General features: G+C 56.2%; 17 protein-coding genes. 8 read left to right on the forward strand and 9 right to left on the reverse strand.

The window, feature by feature from the left end; translation table 11 throughout:
* Positions 1 to 16: 16 nt before the first annotated feature.
* Entirely contained in the window at positions 17 to 937 is a 921-nt protein-coding gene (locus tag KQP88_RS18970) for a hypothetical protein (protein WP_253950503.1), read from the reverse strand.
* A 312-nt stretch (positions 938 to 1,249) separates the two neighbouring features.
* On the opposite strand from KQP88_RS18970, the gene KQP88_RS18975 reads away from it, so the two are divergent.
* From KQP88_RS18975 to KQP88_RS18985, 3 genes are all read left to right on the forward strand, one after another.
* Entirely contained in the window at positions 1,250 to 1,936 is a 687-nt protein-coding gene (locus KQP88_RS18975) for a hypothetical protein (RefSeq protein WP_216703895.1), read from the forward strand.
* Positions 1,937 to 2,094: 158 nt separating this feature from the next.
* Positions 2,095 to 2,781 carry a hypothetical protein gene (locus KQP88_RS18980; protein WP_216703896.1) on the forward strand — a complete coding sequence of 229 codons (687 nt, stop codon included), beginning with the start codon at positions 2,095 to 2,097 and terminating at the stop codon, positions 2,779 to 2,781.
* A gap of 158 nt (positions 2,782 to 2,939) precedes the next feature.
* The gene (locus KQP88_RS18985; RefSeq protein ID WP_216703897.1) at positions 2,940 to 3,626 is read left to right on the forward strand and encodes a hypothetical protein; all 687 of its coding nucleotides are present in this window, start codon (positions 2,940 to 2,942) and stop codon (positions 3,624 to 3,626) included.
* A 58-nt stretch (positions 3,627 to 3,684) separates the two neighbouring features.
* Here KQP88_RS18985 and KQP88_RS18990 read toward each other — a convergent pair whose 3' ends face one another.
* Entirely contained in the window at positions 3,685 to 4,587 is a 903-nt protein-coding gene (locus KQP88_RS18990) for a hypothetical protein (RefSeq protein ID WP_216705996.1), read from the reverse strand.
* 303 nt (positions 4,588 to 4,890) lie between these two features.
* Between KQP88_RS18990 and KQP88_RS18995 the strand changes: the two genes are divergently transcribed.
* The 3 genes from KQP88_RS18995 to KQP88_RS19005 all read left to right on the forward strand — a co-directional run bounded on the left by KQP88_RS18995 (position 4,891) and on the right by KQP88_RS19005 (position 9,433).
* Positions 4,891 to 7,998, forward strand: a complete 3,108-nt coding sequence (locus KQP88_RS18995; RefSeq protein ID WP_216703898.1) for a transglycosylase domain-containing protein — start codon at positions 4,891 to 4,893, stop codon at positions 7,996 to 7,998.
* A gap of 71 nt (positions 7,999 to 8,069) precedes the next feature.
* A complete protein-coding gene (locus tag KQP88_RS19000; RefSeq protein WP_200992791.1) occupies positions 8,070 to 8,666 on the forward strand; it encodes a PadR family transcriptional regulator in 597 nt (198 codons plus the stop codon).
* Positions 8,663 to 9,433 carry a siderophore-interacting protein gene (locus tag KQP88_RS19005; RefSeq protein WP_216703899.1) on the forward strand — a complete coding sequence of 257 codons (771 nt, stop codon included), beginning with the start codon at positions 8,663 to 8,665 and terminating at the stop codon, positions 9,431 to 9,433. The genes KQP88_RS19000 and KQP88_RS19005 overlap by 4 nt, the downstream gene beginning before the upstream one ends.
* A 29-nt stretch (positions 9,434 to 9,462) precedes the next feature.
* Here the strand turns inward: KQP88_RS19005 and KQP88_RS19010 are convergent, their stop codons facing one another.
* The gene (locus tag KQP88_RS19010) at positions 9,463 to 10,125 is read right to left on the reverse strand and encodes a Pr6Pr family membrane protein (RefSeq protein WP_216703900.1); all 663 of its coding nucleotides are present in this window, start codon (positions 10,123 to 10,125) and stop codon (positions 9,463 to 9,465) included.
* 38 nt (positions 10,126 to 10,163) lie between these two features.
* On the reverse strand, positions 10,164 to 10,391 hold the full coding sequence (locus tag KQP88_RS19015; RefSeq protein WP_025261551.1) for a VF530 family protein: 228 nt from the start codon (positions 10,389 to 10,391) through the stop codon (positions 10,164 to 10,166).
* 253 nt (positions 10,392 to 10,644) lie between these two features.
* On the opposite strand from KQP88_RS19015, the gene KQP88_RS19020 reads away from it, so the two are divergent.
* Both KQP88_RS19020 and KQP88_RS19025 read left to right on the forward strand, forming a co-directional pair.
* Positions 10,645 to 12,675, forward strand: coding sequence for a TonB-dependent receptor (locus KQP88_RS19020; RefSeq protein ID WP_216705997.1), 2,031 nt, complete (start codon positions 10,645 to 10,647; stop codon positions 12,673 to 12,675).
* A 346-nt stretch (positions 12,676 to 13,021) separates the two neighbouring features.
* Positions 13,022 to 15,442 (forward strand): glucose/quinate/shikimate family membrane-bound PQQ-dependent dehydrogenase, encoded by a 2,421-nt coding sequence (locus tag KQP88_RS19025; RefSeq protein WP_216703901.1) that lies wholly within the window; start codon positions 13,022 to 13,024, stop codon positions 15,440 to 15,442.
* Positions 15,443 to 15,512: 70 nt separating this feature from the next.
* On the opposite strand, the gene KQP88_RS19030 is transcribed toward KQP88_RS19025, so the two are convergent.
* The 5 genes from KQP88_RS19030 to KQP88_RS19050 form a co-directional block, all read right to left on the reverse strand.
* Complete coding sequence (locus tag KQP88_RS19030; RefSeq protein WP_200992795.1) at positions 15,513 to 16,010, reverse strand: cupin domain-containing protein; 498 nt, start codon at positions 16,008 to 16,010, stop codon at positions 15,513 to 15,515.
* A 539-nt stretch (positions 16,011 to 16,549) separates the two neighbouring features.
* Complete coding sequence (locus KQP88_RS19035) at positions 16,550 to 16,972, reverse strand: group I truncated hemoglobin (protein ID WP_216703902.1); 423 nt, start codon at positions 16,970 to 16,972, stop codon at positions 16,550 to 16,552.
* A complete protein-coding gene (locus KQP88_RS19040; RefSeq protein WP_216703903.1) occupies positions 16,972 to 17,835 on the reverse strand; it encodes a DUF3034 family protein in 864 nt (287 codons plus the stop codon). The genes KQP88_RS19035 and KQP88_RS19040 overlap by 1 nt, the downstream gene beginning before the upstream one ends.
* Before the next feature lie 2 nt (positions 17,836 to 17,837).
* Positions 17,838 to 20,192 (reverse strand): bifunctional diguanylate cyclase/phosphodiesterase, encoded by a 2,355-nt coding sequence (locus KQP88_RS19045; RefSeq protein WP_216703904.1) that lies wholly within the window; start codon positions 20,190 to 20,192, stop codon positions 17,838 to 17,840.
* The gene (locus KQP88_RS19050) at positions 20,192 to 20,863 is read right to left on the reverse strand and encodes a methylamine utilization protein (RefSeq protein ID WP_200992799.1); all 672 of its coding nucleotides are present in this window, start codon (positions 20,861 to 20,863) and stop codon (positions 20,192 to 20,194) included. Before KQP88_RS19050 ends, KQP88_RS19045 begins: the two co-directional genes overlap by 1 nt.
* Positions 20,864 to 21,078: the final 215 nt, after the last annotated feature.

Genomic DNA, 21,078 nt, shown 5'->3' on the forward strand with positions numbered 1-21,078 from the left:
CTTGAGCGTTCTACTCTCAGGCCTGATCCTGACGACCTGACCGGCTGACCAGCGAACGTTTGCAGATATGCCCGAAAGTGTACTCCTGCGGCGTTTCATCCAGCCGCTCAAGAAGCCAGTTACGCGCACTGTACTTTCCGACCTTATAACGAGTACTCCAGATATTACGGCCCGTGCTCTCATGCACAAAGGTCCCCGCAAGCTTTCCACCCTCACAGCGTCCGAACTCGATGAACCTTGAAATCTTCCCGCGGCTATCAGAGGTGAATACTTTATGGATCTCTGTATCTCCCTCATGCGGCTCCAGCCTGAAATCCATTACCCCGCCCGCCAAGGGATAAGCCTTGCTATCGGTGAACGTGACCTCAAGCAATACCCTGGTATAAGCCTGGGTGGCCAGAAAAGGAGGCTCGGTCAGGCCATAAGGAATCTTCAGAAAACCGGCTTCATGATTGAGGTGATACTGCATATGAGGATACGAACCCAACACCATGCGGTAGCCAGCCTTTTCAAAACGGGCACCCTCGGCAGCTGTCACCCGGACATTGACTCTCGCCCCCGGCTTCAGGTTTTGAATGACTTCGGGGTCCTTGTGCGCCTTGGTTTTCCATTCGCCATCATCGATCTGGTATTCGACCTTCCAGACAGAACCTGATGCGTCATAGTCCGGCGTTGCCAACAACACATCCTGACCGCGTAGCGATATGAAGCGATAACGATGGACCGACCCGACACTCTGTAATGTCTGATTGATCTGATTGAGACGGTCCCCCAAAAAGGTTGAGGCCCGGCCTGAAACTTCCTGAACGAGCGGTTCTTGCATGGCCGGTGAAACGGGAGAGTCGACTGCCGGAAGCTGTGCGTAGGACTGACATGAAGCAACCCATAAAGCGCTCGATACAAGGACTTGACGCAAAGACTTTTTGTTTTTATTCATGATAATTTTCTCGATATTCCATTATTAAAAAACAGGGCTCTCTGCCACTGACAAGCCGGACATAATCATCAGAAAACACAAACATCAATCCCGACCGGCCTAAAAAGAGAAACTTCCTACAAAGTATAAAACCTGCACCATTACGCACCCGCTCGGCCCGATTCAACGAGTAAGAGATGGCTCCCGTTCTTTAGCTTGAGAACAGCGTCTCACTACGCCCCTTTCTCGGAAATATCCCACAACATCATCAGGACAAGTTTTACTTTCAGCAGCCGCTAATAACAGGGAGTCAACCCAATAAAGGAGCAAGATATGAATATCGGCAGCGTCGTATCAACTGTAGTGAAACCTCAACTATCTTCTGTTCAGCCTGGTGCTTCAACATCCATGAAAGCGGCTGCTCCAGAAGCAGAGCCCGGTATGAGCGCCAAAGAGGCACGGGCCAAAGAGTTTTATACGCGGGAGGAAGAGCCATGGGAGGGGAAATTTTATATATATGGTGACGACTTTATAAAATCAGAAAAACGCCCCATGACTAAAGAAATCTATCTAGGAAGCCTGGAATCGAGTGCATGGATCAATATGACTATCCAGCAAAGCTACTACGATAGTTTTAGAAAGGAGCTTGTCGAACTGAGGCCAGACCTTGCCAGCAAAGGCTTCGGCTATACATTGGGAGACGATGCCCAGATAAAAATAATCTCGTATGAAAATAGCCTGAACGAGGATGAGATAAAGTGGCTTACCAAGACACTTAACAATATTGAAGACTTCAAGGAAAGCGTTCAGTCTCATGCAAGAACCCTGATGAAACTTGTCGACCATGACACAGAAAAATTTGGCGGAAAATACATTCTGAACCTCATGAACTTTCAAGACACTATTGATTACGGAAAAATCGTAGCCATCAGAAAAAATGACCTGAGCGAAGAGTGGATACGACAAATCCATGAGAATGCAGAGAAACGAGAGCCCTCACTGATTGATATCAGGGCTTGATTGATAAAAGACTGCATCACCGCAACAGGCAGCTCCCAGTCGTGAGAACAGCGTCTCATGAAAGTACCTTCTCGGAACTTTCCCACATGGTTATCAGGACAAGTTTTACTTTCAGCGGCCGCTACTGACAGGGAGTCAACCCAATAAAGGAGCAAGATATGAATATCGGCAGCGTTGTATCAACCGCAGTTAAACCTCAACTACCTTCTGTTCAGCCTGGTGTTTCAACGCCCATGAAAACGGCTGCCCCGGAAGCAGAGTCCGCCCTGAGCGCCAAAGAGGCACGGGCCAAAGCATTTTATACCCGGGAGGAAGAGCCATGGAAGAACAGGCTTTACTACAGTTGTTCTGGAGACCCTGACGAAGTCGGGACTCCCATGACCAAAGAAATTTTTCTGGGCTTTGAAGAAATGCGCGCCACCTCATTCCTTTCTCTTCAACAGTCCTATTACGATCGTTTCAGAAAAGAACTCATCGAGTTGAAACCGGATCTGGCGAAAAAAGGCTTTAGCTATACCCTTGGTGATGATGCTCAAATAAAAGTAATCTCATATGAAAACAGCCTGAGTGAGGATGAGATAAAGTGGCTTACCAAGACACTTAATAATATTGAAGACTTCAAGGAAAGCGTTCAACTCCATGCTAAAAGCATGATGATTCTGGTGGATCACGACACAGAAACATTTGGGGGAAAATACAATCTTAATCTCATGAATTTTCAAGACACCATTGATTACGGAAAAATCGTATCCGTCAGAAAAAATGACCTGAGCGAAGAGTGGATACGACAAATCCATGAGAATGCAGAGAAACGAGAGCCCTCACTGATTGATATCAGGGCTTGATTGATAAAAGACTGCATCACCGCAACAGGTAGCTCCCAGTCGTGAGAACAGCGCCTCATGAAAGCACCTTCTCGGAACTTTCCCACAAGGTTATCAGGACAAGTTTTACTTTCAGCGGCCGCTACTAACAGGGAGTCAACCCAATAAAGGAGCAAGATATGAATATCGGCAGCGTTGTATCAACCGCAGTTAAACCTCAACTACCTTCTGTTCAGCCTGGTGTTTCAACGCCCATAAAAACGGCTGCCCCAGAAGCAGAGTCCGCCCTGAGCGCCAAAGAGGCACGAGCCAAAGCGTTTTATACTCGGGAGGAAGAGCCGTGGAAGGGAAAATTTTACAATTATGGCGACAACTTTATAAAATCAGAAGAGCGCCCCATGACCAAAGATTTCTATCTAGGTCAACTAGAAACGGATGCCTCGATAGATTTGACTCTTATGCAATGTTACTACGATGACTTTAGAAAAGAGCTTGTCGAGCTGAGGCCAGACCTGGCCAACAAAGGTTTCGGCTATACACTGGGAGACGATGCCCAGATAAAAGTAATCTCGTATGAAAACAGCCTGAATGAGGATGAGATAAAATGGCTTACCAAGACACTTAACAACATTGAAGAACTCAAGGAAAACGTTATCTCCCATGCCAAAATCATGATGGAGCTTGTCGATCATGACACAGAGAAGTTTGGCGGCAAATACATTCTGAACCTCATGAATTTTCAAGACACCATCGACTACGGAAAAGTCGTGGCTGTCAGAAGAAATGAGATGAGTGATGAATGGGTACGACAGATTCATCAAAATGCAGAGAAACGAGAGCCATCATTGATTGATATCAGGGCTTGATTGATAAAGAGGTGATCTGCCTCTCAGGCAGATCACCTTGTTTATAGAAAGATGAAGCTCAGTTCCTGGACCAATTGATCAGCGTTCGCTTGCAGATATGCCCAAAATCGTACACATGAGGCTTATCTGCCATACTCTCCAACAATACATTCACTGCACTGTATGTTCCAGCCAGATACTGAGTGCTCCAGGTATTACGCCCATTGTGTTTATGAACGAAATTACCGGCATAATTACCGCTCTCGCAACGATCAAACTCGAAAAGCTCCGAAATCTTGCCCATTGCATCAGAGGTAAAAGTTTTAGGAATTTTTTTCATCCCACGATGGGGCTCCAACTCAAAATACATCACCCCACCCTCCAACGGATAAGCCTTGCTATCAGTAAATGTCCCCTCAAGCAATGTCTTCGTAAAAGCCTGCGTAGCCAGGAAAGGTGGCTTGGTCAAACCATAAGGTATTTTCAGAAAGCCCTCTTCATGATGAAGTTCATAGCGCATATGGGGGTACGAGCCGAAAACGATACGGTAGCCTGCCTTATCAAAAACAGCCCCCTCAGAAGCCATCACCCGGATATTGATCCGTGCGCCCGGTTTCAAACTCCGGATAGCCTCAGGCCCGCTGTATCTCTTGAGTACCCACTTGCCACCATCAACCTGATACTCGACTTTCCATGCGCGATTCAATGCACCGAGCCCCGGCGTTGCGAGCAGTACATCCTGACCGCGAACCGCTGTGAAAGTATAACGGTCGACCGAGGTGACGCTCTGCAATGTCTGTTCGATCTGATGAATACGGTCGCTCAATACCGTAAACGCTTCGCCGTCGATCTCTTGCACTTGGGCAGCAGTCGAAGCGGAAGGCTCGACAGCCCCTTCAGTCTGCGCGAGGGAATGACATGAAAACACCCATAACACTCCGGATAAAAACGCAGGGTAAAACCAGTTCCTGTTTTTGTTCATGATAACTTCCTTGGTATTTATTTTATGCCGGGCACCCTTGCCACTGACAGGCTGAAAATAATCACCAAGTTCCATCAGGTTCAATCCCGAATAAAATAAAAGGAATACTCCTACATACTGTAATTTCAGAGATAACTGACGCCTTTGCGGGCAACATCCTTATCCATGAATAACGATACAGTGAAGGAACCATCCCCCCTTCTGCCCGAAATGTCCCACACCCCAAGACATTTTTTCCCGCCGCCCCGGCCAGCGTCTAAGCTTGAGACAAGTGCGACTACAGGGTGACCGGGCCAATCGATCATGGGCGTATTACGGCATTCCGATACCAGGCAAGGTGTGATTTCTGCTGAGCGTCAGGATGACCCTCCCATGTCCAGCCCTCCCCGGCGAAAGCGTTACGGGTGGCGGGTGTTCTGGGTTGTGGTGGTCATGGGCGGCGTTGCATTGGGAGCAGCCATTGCCGTCGAGAGCCGCAGTTCCAGGCTTCAGGCCAAGGAGTTCAGCCGCTTTGCCGCCAGCTTGAGTTACACCCTGGAGCCCGGTCCGAGCGATGCGGTGGTCTATCCCGGTGCGGGGCCGTTCGACAAGCGTCTGGGCTATTCGTCGATGGATGAATTCCTGTCGCGCCTGCTCAAGCGTGACTATCTGATTACCCGGCAGACACGCTTCTCTCCCGAACTGTTGCGCTACAGCCAGCACGGTTTTTTCGTGCCTTACGAGGAGAAAATCCAGGCGGGCCTGTCGATTACCGACTGCCGCAGCGAGCCGCTGTATGAGTTTCGCTATCCCCAGCAACTCTACGCCGACTTCGCCTCTATCCCGCCCCTGGTGGTAAGCAGTCTCTTGTTTATCGAGAACCGTGACCTGCTCGATGAGCAACAGCCCCTGGCCAACCCGGCCGTGGATTGGCCGCGCTTCGCCAAAGCGGCACTGTCACAGGTGGCCAAGGTCTTTTCGATCCCCGGGCAGTCGGCAGGCGGCAGTACCCTGGCGACACAACTGGAAAAATACCGCCACTCGCCAGACGGTCTGACGCAATCGGGTTCGGAGAAGCTGCGGCAGATGATTTCTGCCAGTGTGCGGGCCTATCTGCCGGGCGAGCAGACCTTGCAGGCGCGTCAGCATGTGGTGCGCGATTACCTGAACAGTGTGCCGTTATCTGCCGTGCCCGGGCATGGCGAAGTCCATGGCATGGCCGAAGGCTTGCGGGTCTGGTTTGGCGCCGACTTTGCCAGAACCAATCAGATCCTTGCCTCTGATCCCGAAGACGCAAAAGGCCTGGCTGAAAAAGGTCTGGCATTACGCGAAGTGTTATCGCTGTTCATCGCGCAGCGCCGTCCATCCTTTTATCTGACCAAGGGTCGGCTGGAACTGGCGGACCTTACCGATAGCCATATCCGCCTGCTCGCTCAGGCCAAAGTCATCGATGAGCCTCTGGCTAATGCCGCACTGGCCAGCACCGTCACCTACCGTAACTGGGTGCAGCAACCGACGATCCAGCCCATCGAAACCAACAAGGGCATCAGCGTTGCCCGAAGCCGACTGTCCAACCTCCTCAATCGTCCGCTCTACGATCTGGACCGGCTCGACCTGTCGGCCACCAGCACGTTGCAGGGCGAACTGCAAAACAGCGTCAGCCAGTACCTGCGCGACCTGGCGAACCCGGAGTTCGCGGAAAAGATCGGTCTGTTCGGCGAGCGGCTGCTGTCACCGGCCAGTACGGCTCAGGTGCGCTACAGCTTCACCTTGTTCGAACGCGGTCCGGACGGTTCTCGGGTACGGGTGCAAACCGACAGCACCGATCAGCCGTTCGACATCAACGAAGGCAGCAAACTGGAACTGGGCTCCACCGCCAAGATGCGGGTGCTGACCACCTACCTGGAGATCATCGCCGAACTGCATGAACGCTACGCAGCCATGAGCGTGACCGAGTTGAGAAAGACGCCGGTGGAAGAGCCCGACCGGCTGACCCGCTGGGCCGTGGATTATCTGATACAGAACAAGGACCGGGACCTGTCGAAAATGCTCTCCGCGGCACTGGATCGGCAGTACTCGGCCAGCCCCGGCGAAAGCTTTTTTACCGGCGGCGGTCTGCATCGCTTCAACAACTTCCGTCGCGAAGACAACGAGCGGATTCCGACACTGCGCGAGTCATTGCGCGAGTCGATCAACCTGCCGTTCATTCGCCTGATGCGCGATCTGGTGCGCTACAGCACCTATCAGGCACCGAACAACAGCGCCGCGTTGCTCAAGGACGACAACAACCCGCGCCGTCAGGAATACCTGAGCCAGTTTGCCGATCGCGAAGGCACGGTTTTCCTGCTCAAGTTCTGGAAGCGCTACAAGGACAAATCTACCCAGGAGCGGCTGGACACCTTTCTCGATGGCATCCATCCCACCGCAATCCGCCTGGCTGCGGTGCATCGTTACTTGTTGCCAGGTGCCGACCAGGACGCCTTCAATGCCTTTGTCCGCGCCCATCTGGTCGAGAGCGGAATCAACCAGAAACTCACTGATAAACGCCTGGCCGAGCTGTACAAGAACTATGGGCCTGGTGCCTACGACTTGCCGGATCAGGGCTATATCGCTCGTGTCCATCCTCTGGACCTGTGGCTGCTCGGCTACCTGCTGAAATACCCCGAAGCACAGTTCAAGGATGCAGTTGCCGCCAGCCGTCATGAACGCCAGGAAGTCTATGGCTGGCTGTTCAAGAGCCGGCACAAGAGCGCTCGGGACAGTCGCATCCGCACGATGATGGAAGTCGAGGCGTTTCTGGATATCGAACAGCGCTGGCAGCGAGTGGGTTATCCGTTCGATCATCTGGTGCCCTCACTGGCGACGGCCATCGGCAGTTCGGGCGACCGCCCTGCGGCATTGGCCGAACTGATCGGCATCATCCAGAACGATGGCATCCGCTTGCCCGCCCTGCGCATCGACAGCCTGCATTTTGCTGCCGGCACACCTTATGAAACCGTGCTGGTCAGCAACCCGGAGCTGGGCAAGCGCGTGCTGCCTTCCGAAGTGGCAGCCGCCATGCGCGAAGCACTGTCGCAGGTGGTGGATGGCGGGACAGCCAAGCGTGTGCAAGGTACGTTCAAATTGCAGGACGGCAGCATCCTGGCCATGGGCGGCAAGACCGGCACCGGCGACAACCGTATCGAAAGCATTGGTGCGGGTGGACGGGTGATCAGCTCGCGCGCCATCAACCGCACAGCCACTTTTGTGTTCTACCTCGGTGAAAACCACTTCGGCACCCTGACCGCTTTTGTACCTGGCCGCGCCGCCGAAGGCTTCAGGTTTACCTCGGCCTTGCCGGTGCAAGTGCTCAAGGGCATGGCTCCCATTCTCGTGCCCTATCTGGAAAATGGCGGGCATGCCATGTGCGGTGCGCCCTCTCCACGCGCATGAGACCGTTCGTCCGTATCTCTTTGCGAAACATTTAAGATATATCTTAAGGTATATCTAAATCGTAACGAGAGATGAAAAGAATGCGTGATGACCCTCACCACCCCCACGACCGTCCCCTGCTTCGCGAATATGGCGATGGCCGCGACGGTTTTGAAAAACGCCCTGGCCGTGAACGCGGCGGACGCGGCCCTCGGGTGTTCGCGCCCGGCGACCTGAAGCTGCTGCTGCTGGCCTTGATTGCCGAACAGCCTTGCCATGGCTATGACCTGATCCGCCAGATCGAAGGCATGTTCGATGGTGCCTACAGCCCAAGCCCCGGCGTGATCTATCCCACCCTGACCTTTCTTGAAGAAAGCGAACTGATCCTGGGCGATGCCCAGGGCGGCAAAAAGCTCTACACCATCACGGCTGCCGGTCTGGAATCGCTGACCGAACAGGCCGTTGCGCTCGATGGCGTAAAGATGCGGATCGAAGTCAGCAAGCGCTCCCTGCGCGGCCACGACCGTCCACCAGAAATCCATGAAGCGGTTCATAACCTGCGGCATGCGCTGCAGATGCACCACGGTCGCTGGAGCCCGGAAGAAATTCTTCGTGTTCGCGACCTGCTCAACGAGACCGCCAAATCCATCGTCGATGGCCCCCAATCTGCGTCGGAGAAGTCCGTATGAATTCGCAACAATCGATCCATCGCGTCAACCATGAAATCCGAGTGCGCAAGCTTGAAGTCTTGCGTGTCACCGACCTGACCCCGCTGATGCGTCGCGTCACCCTGCACGGGCCGCAACTGGCGGGCTTCATCAGCATGGGCACCGATGACCACGTAAAACTGTTGTTCGCCCAGACGCCCGAAGAGCAGACGGCGCTGGACAACTTCACGCCCGGCAGCAACGGCGACGGCCCCCGCCCGGCCATGCGCGACTACACACCGCGTCGTTACGACGAAGCGGCCGGCGAACTGGATATCGATTTTGTCCTGCACGGTGACGGCCCTGCCGCGACCTGGGCGGCGCAGGCCGAGCCGGGGCAGTTCCTGCATATCGCCGGCCCACGTGGCTCGATGGTGGTGCCGGATATCTTCGACAGCTATCTGCTGATCGGCGACGAAACCGCCATCCCGGCCATTGCCCGCCGTCTGGAGTCGCTGTCGGCAAATCGCATCGCCCGGGTGGTGATCGAGATTGCCAACAAGGATGAGCAGCAGGTTCTCGCAAGCCAGGCAAAGGTGGACGTTACCTGGGTCGTTCGCGGTGAACAGGACTTGCTGGAAGTTGCCCGCGGTCTGGAAATACCTCCAGGCAAGCTCTACGCCTGGGTCGCCACCGAAGCGGCCTTGTCTCGCAAGATCCGCCGTGTGCTGCTGGACGAATTCGGGCTTGATGAGGGGTTCGTCAAGGCGGCTGGCTACTGGCGTCTGGATGAGAATGACGAAGGCTGATCAGGCTGCTTCCTCGCGAATGAACGCGCTCATCGAGGCGTTCTTTCGCGAAACCCTTTATCAATCCCCAGCAAAACCAGCGCAATCACCATAAACCCCAGCAGCACGCCACCCGCATTGATAAAAGCCTGCCCATACCCGAGCGTGCCGACATCGATGAAGGGGTACATGTAATCCCCCAATGCATCGCCGCGCAGCAGGACATAGCCGAAGTAGAGGATCGGGTACAGCGTCCACAGCAGCACATGGTTAAAACGCAGCCTGCCTCTGGGCACATACAGCCACCAATACACCACGAAGATCAGCGGCATGACGTCGTGCAGCAATTCGTCCGCGATCCACTGCAAGCCTTGTGGTTGCCACAGATGGCGCAACAGCAGGTTATAGGCGATGCCCACCAGCGCAATGCTGGCAGCAATGCCGCCGCACACGACCGGGTTGCGAAAGAACTCATGCCCGCGGGACTGGCGGTGACTCAATGCACAGGTGAGCGCCACCGCGACCAGCGTGTTGCTCAAGACCGTAAAGAAGCTGAAAAACCGGACCAGACCGCCCAGCAGGCTGGCCTGATCGGCCCAGCGCGCCCAGAAAATCAGATACATCTGGATAGCCAGGCCGGACCAGCCCAGGCAGGCGGCAACCAGCGTGTAGCGACGCTGTCCCTGCGTCAGTTGCGGATGTTCGCTGTGCATCTTTTGATCCTTGAAGGCCAGCGTCCATGCCGAGTGTCTTACCAACCCTTGCTGCGATGCAGCTTCACGTACAGCGCTTCGACTTTCTCGCGAGCCCAGGGCGTCTTGCGCAGAAAAGTCAGGCTGGACTTGATACTCGGATCACTCTTGAAGCAGCGAATATCGATGCGCTCAGACAAACCGGACCATTGATAGTGCTCGACCAGAGCCTTGAGGATCTGTTCCAGCGTGACGCCGTGCAGAGGGTCGTTCTGGGTTGTTGTCATGACTGACCTTGAAGCTTGATGAATGCGAAGGTGCGCACCTTAGCCGAGCCATCAGAAGGTAGGAAGAGCTTAGCGTGAGATGGCCGAAGTTTCGTTGGCTCCGACCACAGGAAAGCTTCAGGGCTCTTGGCAGAAAGTTCCCCTTCTCAAGCCAAAAAGAGATGTTATATTGTAACCATAAATTACACACCCACACTTGCTCTCGACCTGGGGTTCTGCTGCACACCCCGCCAAGGAAATCACCATGTCACCGATGCACCGCAACCTGCTCTGGCGCCTGACGCCATTGGCAACCGCCCTGCTGCTTGCCGCTCCAGCCCATGCCGCTGAAAGCCTTGAACTGCAACCTCAGGTCATTACGGCCAACCCGCTGGGCAGCGATCAACTGGCAACGCCGACAACGGTTCTGGAAGGCGATGCCCTGACCCTTGAACAGAAAGGCAGCCTGGGCGAAACCCTGAACAAGCAGCCGGGAGTTTCTTCGTCTTATTTCGGCCCGGGCGCCAGCCGCCCGATCATTCGCGGCATGGACGGTGACCGGATTCGTATTCTGCGCAACGGCGTAGGCGCGCTGGATGCTTCGTCCCTGTCCTACGACCACGCCGTCCCGCTGGACCCGGTCAATGTCGACCGTGTCGAAATCGTGCGAGGCCCGGCTGCCCTGCTCTACGGCGGCAGCGCCATCGGTGGCGTGGTCAACACCTTTGATAACCGCATCCCCACCGAAGCCATCGAAGGCATTCACGGCGCTGGCGAGCTTCGCTACGGTGGAGCGGATACGACCCGTAGCAGTGCCGGCAAACTGGAAGCCGGTAATGGCCAGTTCGCCTTGCATATCGATGCCAACGCCCGTGAGTTCAATGACCTGCGCATCCCCGGCTACGCCCGTACCCGCGAACTGCGCGCCCAGGGCAGCGAAGACGGCGACAAGAAAAACCGTCTGAGCAACAGTGATGGACGTCAGGACGGCGGCGCTGTCGGTGGCTCCTACACCTGGGATGACGGCTATGCAGGCGTGTCGTACAGCAACTACGACTCCAACTACGGCTCACCCGCCGAGCAGGACGTGCGTATCCGCATGCAGCAGGAGCATTACGCTTTCGCCTCCGAGATCCGCAATCTGTCCGGGCCTTTCACGTCGGTCAAACTGGACGCGGGCTACACAGACTATGAACACCGCGAGATCGAAGGCGGCGAAGTCGGCACCACCTTCAAGAACAAGGGTTACGAAGCCCGCATCGAAGCCCGTCATCAACCCATCGGGCCAGTCAATGGCGTGGTGGGCGCACAGATAACCCGCAGCGAGTTTTCTGCCCTGGGTGAAGAGGCCTTCGTGCCGCAGACCGATACCGATGCCGGCGCGCTGTTCATTCTTGAAGAACTGCAAGCCACCGAACGCTTGAAGCTGAGCCTGGGCGGACGCATCGAACACACCACGGTCGATCCCGATGCCCAGGGCAAGGATCGTTTCGCCGCAGCCGACAACTCCAGCAAGTTCACGGCCGGCAGCCTGTCGTCGGGCGCGGTCTACACCCTGACGCCGGTCTGGTCCCTGGCTGCGACACTGGGTTACACCGAACGCGCTCCAACCTTCTATGAGCTCTATGCCAACGGCGCTCACGTGGCCACCGGCACTTACGAGCGCGGCAATGCCGACCTGTCGAAAGAGAAAGCGGTTTCCAGCGACCTGGCCCTGCGCTTCGACAATGGCACCCACAAAGGCAGCGCGGGTGTTTTCTACAGCCACTTCTCCAACTACATCGGCTTGCTGGGCAGTGGTCGCACCGTCGATGACGATGGTCAGGACGATGCCAGCGGCATCCCGGAATTCAACTACGCAGGCGTTCGTGCACGCTTCAGTGGTTTCGAGGCCCAGGACCACTGGAAGCTGGGTGAAAACCGCTACGGCAGCCTGGCGCTGGAGCTGTCCGGTGACTACACCCGCGCCACTAATCTGGATACCGGAGAAGCCTTGCCCCGTATCGCCCCCTTGCGCCTGAACAGTGGCCTGCTGTGGGAACTGGACAAGTGGCAGGCTCGCATTGATATCGAACATGCCAGCGCTCAGCGCCGGGTCCCGGATAACGAATCCACGACCGATGGCTACACCACGCTGGGGGCCAGTGCCGGTTACCGCTTCAATCTGGGCGGCAGCCAATGGCTGGCTTTCGTCGATGGCGAGAACCTGACCAACCAGACCGTGCGCTACGCCAGCTCGATCCTGCGGGATATCGCACCGGCCCAGGGCCGTAGCGTACAAGTCGGTTTACGCACCACGTTCTGATCGCCTTGAAAAGCACCTGCGTGCAATGCGCAGGCGCTTTCGAGCGGCACTGTTGCCAATGGCGCAACAGTGCCTGTCAGGTTTGTGTCTGGTCAAAAATTAGTTAGCTCCCTATCATTCTTCACCCTGGCCTGACGCCGTACGCCCTCGGGCTGTACCTGTCATCGCCATTTCAATGCACGAACTCCAGCCATGGCGGTCTACGCCTCAATGCCGCTTTCTGACCAATGGTTGATATCGGCTGTCGGAAATTCGTTTCAAGAACTAGCGTTCAAAAACATGACGCCAATGTGCGATGTGCACAACAGCGTCAATAAAACATTCAATCGTCACGGAGATTCGCATTATGAGCACTGAAGGTGCTTTGAGTAGAAATCGCCTGTTACCCACATTGCTCGGTCTGGTGATCGCGCTGATGGGACTGGTCCTCTTGGTTGGCGGCCTCAGACTGATGCAACTGGAGGGTTCGCTCTACTACCTGCTGGCAGGCATCGGTTTCACGGTAACCGGCGTGCTGCTCATCCTGGGACATCGCTCCGCTCTTGGCCTGTATGCGCTCCTGCTGTTTGCGAGCACGGTCTGGTCCTTGTGGGAAGTCGGCCTCGACTGGTGGCAACTGGTACCACGTCTGGCGCTCTGGTTTGCATTGGGCATCGTCCTGCTGTTGCCATGGTTTCGTCGGCCTCTGCTGCGTGGCGAACCTGCCCGCCTGGGCACTGGTGCCCTGACGGTCGCAGTCGTGCTGGCAGGCCTGACCGCACTGGCCAGCCAGTTCACAAACCCCGGCCGTATCGAAGGACAACTGGACCGCGAAACCGCAGGCACCACCAACACGGCTCCTGCCATGCCCGATGGCGACTGGCAGTCCTATGGCCGTACCGGCTTCGGCGACCGTTACTCGCCACTGGCACAGATCACGCCGCAGAACGTCAATACCCTGGTGCCCGCCTGGACCTATCGCACCGGCGACATCCCGGGACCGAACGATCCGGGAGAAACCACAGCCGAGAACACGCCGCTCAAGGTCAACGGCATGTTGTACGTGTGTACACCGCATAGCCAGGTGATCGCCCTGGACCCTGACAGCGGCAAGGAAATCTGGCGCTTCGATCCGAAGATCAGCACCCAGAATGCAGAAAACTTCAAAGGTTGGGCGCACATGACCTGCCGTGGCGTCTCGTATCACGATGACACCGCCTATGCCGCGAGCAGCCCAGCTCAAAGCCCGGCCACACCGGCTGCCGAAGGCACTGCCGGCAATGCATGCCCGCGCCGTATCTTCCTGCCCACTGCCGACACCCGCCTGATCGCTCTGAACGCCGATACCGGCAAGATGTGCGAAGACTTCGGCAACAAAGGCTCGATCGATCTGAGTGCCAATATCGGCACCTTCGCACCGGGCGGTTACTACTCCACGTCGCCACCGGCCGTGACCAAAGATCTGGTGGTGATTGGCGGCCATGTCACCGATAACGTTTCCATCGACGAGCCTTCGGGCGTCATTCGTGCCTACGACGTTCACACCGGTCGCCTGGTCTGGAACTGGGACAGCGGCAATCCGGACGATACGACGCCTATCGCCGAAGGCAAGACCTACACCCGCAACTCTCCGAACATGTGGTCCATGTTCAGCGTCGATGAAAAGCTGGGCATGCTCTACCTGCCGATGGGCAATCAGATGCCCGATCAGTGGGGCGGCAACCGCACGCCAGCCTCGGAGAAATACAGCGCAGGCCTGGTGGCACTGGATATCGCCACCGGTAAAGTGCGCTGGAATTACCAGTTCACCCATCACGATCTGTGGGACATGGATGTGGGCGGTCAACCGACCCTCATGGACATGAAAACCGCCGATGGCGTCAAACCGGCGGTGCTGGCTTCGACCAAACAAGGCAGCATCTATGTACTGGACCGCAGCAACGGCCAGCCGATTGTGCCGATCAATGAAGTACCCGTACCGCAAGGCGCGGTCGAAGGGGATCGCACCTCGCCGACCCAGCCCAAGTCCGACCTGAACTTCATGCCACCGCCCCTCAAGGAGCGTGACATGTGGGGTGTGACGCCATTCGATCAGATGCTGTGCCGGATCGATTTCAAATCCTTGCGCTACGAAGGCGCGTTCACCCCGCCATCGCTGCAGGGCTCGATCGTTTATCCGGGCAACTTCGGTGTGTTCGACTGGGGCGGCATCTCGGTAGACCCGGTTCGTCAGATCGCGTTCGTCAACCCGAGCTACATGGCGTTCCGCTCGAAACTGGTACCTGCCGCCGAGGTTGAAGCCGGGCCGGGCCGCAAGAGCGAAACCGAAGGCGTACAACCGAACAAGGGCGCACCTTATGGCGTGATCCTCGAAGCGTTGCTCTCGCCGATGGGCTTGCCTTGCCAGGCGCCAGCATGGGGTTATGTGGCAGCCGTAGACCTGACCAACCACAAGACCATCTGGATGCACAAGAACGGCACCGTGCGCGACAGCTCGCCGGTCCCGATTCCCCTGACCATGGGCGTTCCAAGCCTGGGCGGCACCTTCACCACCGCCAGCGGCGTGGCGTTCCTGAGCGGCACCCTGGATCAGTACCTGCGCGCCTACGACGTCCGTAACGGCAAGCAGTTGTGGGAAGCGCGCCTGCCAGCAGGTGCCCAGACCACTCCGATGACTTACACCGGCAAGGACGGCCAGCAATATGTGCTGGTGGTCGCCGGTGGTCACGGCTCCCTGGGGACCAAACAGGGTGACTACGTGATGGCGTTCAAACTGCCGAAGTCATAGTTCGTGCAACAACAAAAAGGCGGCTTCCCCTGAAGGGGAGCCGCCTTTTTTACATCAGCCGTCAAACCGGTCAGCAGCCCTTGGAACCAGCCTTGGGCACGAATGCGGTTTTCACACCCGGTTTGAGAGTGATGTAGGCGCGACGCCATGGCTCGTCGCCGACCATCTGCCAGCGGTGCCCTTCGCCTGTGGTGTCCTGGGCAACCAGCACATCGCCCGGGCGCAGGACAAAGGTTTCGCCACCGGTCGTGAAGAACTCGAGCGTGCCGCTCAGAGTGATCACGTATTGCTCCTCGGGAGCGGGATGCCAGTCGTAGGACGAATGAGGTGCCGTTTCCTTGAAATGGATGATGTCCACATTGGTACGAAACTTCTGATCGACTGTCCCTTCCTGGATATGAGCACGGTTGTCAGTGCCTGTGCACAACTTGAACGCTCTTATCCCCTGCTGCGCAACCTCTGTGGTCGGCGTCGCAGCGTGAGCGGCACCCAGAGGCAGCATGACCACAGCTGCCATGGCGACTCCGGTACCCAATACGCGAATCAACTCAAGTTGACGAGAGATCATATTTTTCAACAGCACATTCTGTTTCTGCAGCATATAACTTCCCTGGGAATGAAAAACACACTGAAAACGGCCCTGGTTATCCGAAGAGATGACCAAAGCAAAAAAGCTTGAATAGGCACTGCTGTTTTTGAAGACGCGCAGTTCGCCTTACATATGTACAACTGCGTATAAAACCCGATACAAAAGCGTTATGCACAGACGGGTAGCTGTTTATAACGCCAGGGCCTTAGGACGGGGGATAGCCTGTCTTGAGCGTGTGAAGGAAATACCATATCTCTGAAAAATTTAGAAATACTTTCTGAAGGGTATTTCTTTATTTAAATTTCATGAGGCTTTGGCGCATGGATTTTATCCGGGCAATTGAATTGCTTCAGCCAGTCAAAACCACAAGTTAATATTTCTTCACAAAAGCAGAACCTCTGCTTTAACAGAAAAAATCAAAAGACAAATAGACTTCGGGAGGGGAATAGCGGTTTGGCCCGTCTCACAATCGAGTCGACAACGTGAACGACTTGATTGTGAACAGGCCTGCAAGAAGATTACTTCTCGATCACTTCGCCACGCATCGGCGCGAGCCGGGCGATCAGACGGTTTTGCACCGACACCGGAATTTTCTCGGCATCCATGGCATCGATCAGGTTTTCCACCAGCGCATTGAAATCACTGCGGGTCAGGTTCTGGCCCTTGTGGGATTCAGCCATGCTGGAACCGGTATATTGGCAAGGGCCACCAGCTTCGACACAAAACTGCTCAACCAGCTTGTCCCGCAGACGCACGATATCGATTCTCTTGAAACGCTCGACGATCCGATCATCCCGGGCAATGTTCATCAACATGCCCTCGACAATACGCTGGATACCGGCGCGCTGTCCGAGGTCCTGATAGAGGCTGTCATCCTTGGGCGGTTGCTGGGCGCACCCCGCCAGCAAGGCAATCATCAGGCACATCAACAGATGTCTCATCAGAAACTCCCCTGAATAGACAGATACGTGCCGTTCTGGTTATCCAGCGTGGCGATTTCGCCCAGTCGGGCGTAGGCCAGGACAACAGACAAGTGCTTGTTGGGGAAATAGCCGACAAAAATATCCGCCCAGTCACTCTCTCCGGCAAACGAGAGGTTGTCCGGCTTTTCGCGGTACTCAACCCCCATGGCCCAGCGAGGATTGAACAGCACGGCCACCGAACCTTCCTTGAGAACGCTGCGGCTGTCGCGGCGGTCGCCACCAAAGCCCAGCAGACCGGTTTCGTTGGCACGGCTGTAACGCACGCCGCCGTTGACCACCACGTTGTAACCAAAGGCAGCGCCCATGAACAGACGGCTGGCGGTCAGATAGCCCTCGACATCCGAATCACGCTTTGAACCGATGAGGCTCGGGATCAGGAAATCGTTCTGGTGCTTGTACTGCACCCCAAGAGAAACCTGCGGCAGGGAGTCGTAGATCAGGTCGCCGAACAACCGAACCTTGATCCCGAAAACATCCTGGGTCAGGTTGTCGTCAGGCAGGCTCAGCTTGTGCTGCAAGGTGCCCAGATCGAAACGCTGATGGGCATAGGACAGCTCGACACGGTTGCCGTAGGCCACCGCCATACCCGCTACATCAAGGGTGTAGTCAGGCAGATCGACATGGGTGGCGAAGGCACTGGCGCCCCACTCGCCCTGCTCGCCATAACCGGTGATCACCGCCCATGGCGTGATCCCGCCGCCGGCAGCACCTTCTATGCTGCTGGCACCTCCGGTGGCGATCAGGCGACCGTTATCGGCCATGGAAAAGGACGAGAAAGCGCCCAGAAAACAACCCAACAACAACGAAATTCTGCAGGTCATAGTCAATTAACCATCAGACTGGGTGGAGTCAGAGACGTGGCAATCCATGCCTCGAACGCGGGGGCGGTCAAAGGGCGACTGATGAGGTAACCCTGAGCCGTATCGCAGTGCCAACGCTCAAGCAAATCCAGACTGTGCTGATACTCGACACCCTCAGCGACCACCTTGAGCCCCAGGTTGTGGCTCATCTCGATGGTGGAACGCACGATCACGGCGTCCTCGCTGGTTTCATCCAGGTTACGAACAAAGGACTGGTCGATTTTCAACTCCTGTACCGGCAATCGCTTGAGGTGCGCCAATGAAGAGTAGCCGGTGCCGAAGTCATCCACCGAAAGACTGATACCGCAATCGCGCAAACGATGGAGCACGATCAGGGCTTTTTCAGGCTCGCTCATCACGGCGCTTTCCGTGATCTCGAAAATCAGCTGCTCGGCCGGCACGCCATAGAGACTGAGCAATTCGACAACGTGCCCCACCAGATCGCCGCTGAGCAGGTCGTCGGCAGAAATATTGACCGATAGCTGGATGAACAGACCGCGCTTGTTCCACTCGGCCAACTGACGCATGGCTTCTTCGATCACCCAGTTGGTCAGCAACTGGATACTGCCGGTACGCTCGGCCAGGACGATGAATTCGGCAGGCGAGACATTGCCAAACTGCGGATGGCTCCAGCGCAACAAGGCTTCAGCCTGACGCACATGGCCTTTGCTGATATCCAGCTTGGGCTGGTAATGCAGCATCAACTCGCCATTCTGTGCAGCCTTGCGCAGGTCACGAATCAGGCTGATCTGGCGCTGGTGAGCGAGGTCCCGGCCATCTTCATAGATCTGCATGCGGCCCGGCAGGCTCGCCGCATCCTTACGGGCGATGGCCGCACGGCTGAGCAGTTCTTTGGGGGCATCGCCGTTTTCCGGGTAGGTAGTGATACCGATGCAGCAGTCCAGGGAAACGTCCTGGCTGTCCACACGATGGGGTTCGCTGAGGATGCGCTGCAGGGTATCGCCCATGGCCACTGCACCATCGCTGGTGGTGTGATCCAGCAACAAGAGGAACTCATCGGCCGCCAGACGGGCCACGGTATCGCCGGAACCCAGGGCATCCTGCAATTGCTGCCCCACCTGGCGCAACAACTGCTCAACACCTTCGGCGCCACAGCTGTCGTTGATCGATGCCATGTTCTCGATGCCCAGGTACATCAAGGCAACCGGGCGGTGCGCAGCAATCGCACTGCCCAGACGCTCCATGACCAGTGCACGGTTAGGCAGACCGGTTACCGCATCGTGCAAGGCGTTGTGCGCCAATTGCCCTTCACGCACGGCAATACCCTGCTGCATGGTGTTGATGGAATCTGCGAGCATGCCCAGTTCGTCGCTGCGCTTCATCACCACCGGCGTTTCATAATCGCCGTCACCGATACGCTGTGCCGCCAGTGCCAGCTCACGCACCGGAGTGGATACGCTGCGGGCCAGCGCCAACGTACCCAGCAAAGAGCCAAACAGCGCCGCCAGGGATATCCAGAAGATTCTTTCATCCAGTGGCGCAAAGGCCTGCAAGGCCTTGTCCAGCGGGCTTTGCAGCAAGGCAATCACTTGCCCGTCGCTGACCTGACCGGTGTTGGCCAGCATCAGTGACTGGCTGAGAAAGTTCTGATTCAACTGCTCGGTGACGCGCATCTGCCCCTCGGACAAACTACGCATCAACTCGACCATGCCGGGACGCAACGCCTCAGGCTGGGTACTGATCAACTCGCCAGGCTGGCCGTGCTCCACGGTCAGGAACGACACTTCAAGGCCACTGAGGGAACGCAGTTCCTGAGCGATATCGTTATCGATGGCAAAACCCATCACGACACGTCCGATGGGCAAGGGAGCCAGGACCGTACTTTCAACCAGCAAGTGCGGTATGCCGCCACCCGGGACGATCAGCACCGACTGTTTATTGCGCTTGGCATTGCGCAATGCCTGGTCATAAACGAACTTCGAGCCTTCCGGCACATTGGCTTCGGTACTGGAAATCACCGTACCGTCCATGCCCAGCAGAAACATGTCGCTGGCATTGATCCGACCGCCATGGTTCAACAGCACCGAGCGGATGGTCGATGAGTCCTCGCTGGCTACCGCATCGCGAAAGCCGAAATCGGCAGAGAGCAATTGCACCGTATCGCGCAAGCGCTTGCCACGCAGCTCGATCAGGCGTTCAAAAACCCGACTGCCCACTTCCAGTTGCGCCTGGGCCTGAGTACGAACCGCATCGCCCGTCGCGATCTTGACGGCAAAGTACACCGCGCTGACCACGATAAGCAGCATAGCGATCAATACGCAGGCAATGCGCGCCTGAAAGCTGTTACGAAGATTCATCAATGAGCAGCCTTGTGGAAAGCTTCGCCAAACGCTCCCGGAGCAGGCTTGGCAGGTTTGTCTTCATCCTTGACCTCGACATCAAGGTTGAAGCGCTGGGTCAGGCCCGACGCTGGAATATCGAACTCGCCCCCCGCAACCGGCTGCATGTCTTCAGCCTGGGGATGCCAGAGCGTTGCCACGTAATGGCCGGCAGGTAACTGATCAAGCTTGAGGGTTCCATTGCTGTCGGTCACCCCGAACCATGGCTCGTCGGTGACATAGATGTAGCCGACCATCCAGTCATGGATGTTGCAGCCAAGCACCACGACACCCGCCTTGTCGAACAGCAACGGCTCGGAAGGCGTGCCTTCGTAGAGGCGCAGTTCGAAACGTTTTGCCGGGGAGAAGGAATAAACCTGGTGACGAATGTTGTCACTGTTGGGAAATTTGACTTGCGCGCCGGTGTGCACAGCCAGCACATGAGGCGAAAACTCCTGGTCGCGCTGGTCCATTTCGGCCTTGCCACTGCTGACAGCACCTGCGGCAGGTCCTTTGAGCGTAATGACCGCATCGGCAAGCGGTTTGCCTTGCTTGTCGAATACCTGGGCAGTCAATGCCGCAGCCGACGCCTGTGCAGCGCACAACGTCAAAAGGCCAGCCAGGACAACGGAGGAAAATACTCTGGTCATACTCGATTCAATCCAAAACGGCAGTACTGATAACAAGAACGCCAGCCTTGGCATGGTTTTGCATGCAGATGAACTGTCGACCCATTAAGAGCACGCAACATCAGGCATTTGCCATCCAGCAAGCAGCCCCTGAAAAACACAGGCCAATACCCTGCATTTCATTAGCTGATTGCCTCCTACTCACGCTATCGACCGCCCCCATTGAAACCTGAGGG

The organism is Pseudomonas lijiangensis (assembly GCF_018968705.1).
Lineage (GTDB): Bacteria > Pseudomonadota > Gammaproteobacteria > Pseudomonadales > Pseudomonadaceae > Aquipseudomonas > Aquipseudomonas lijiangensis.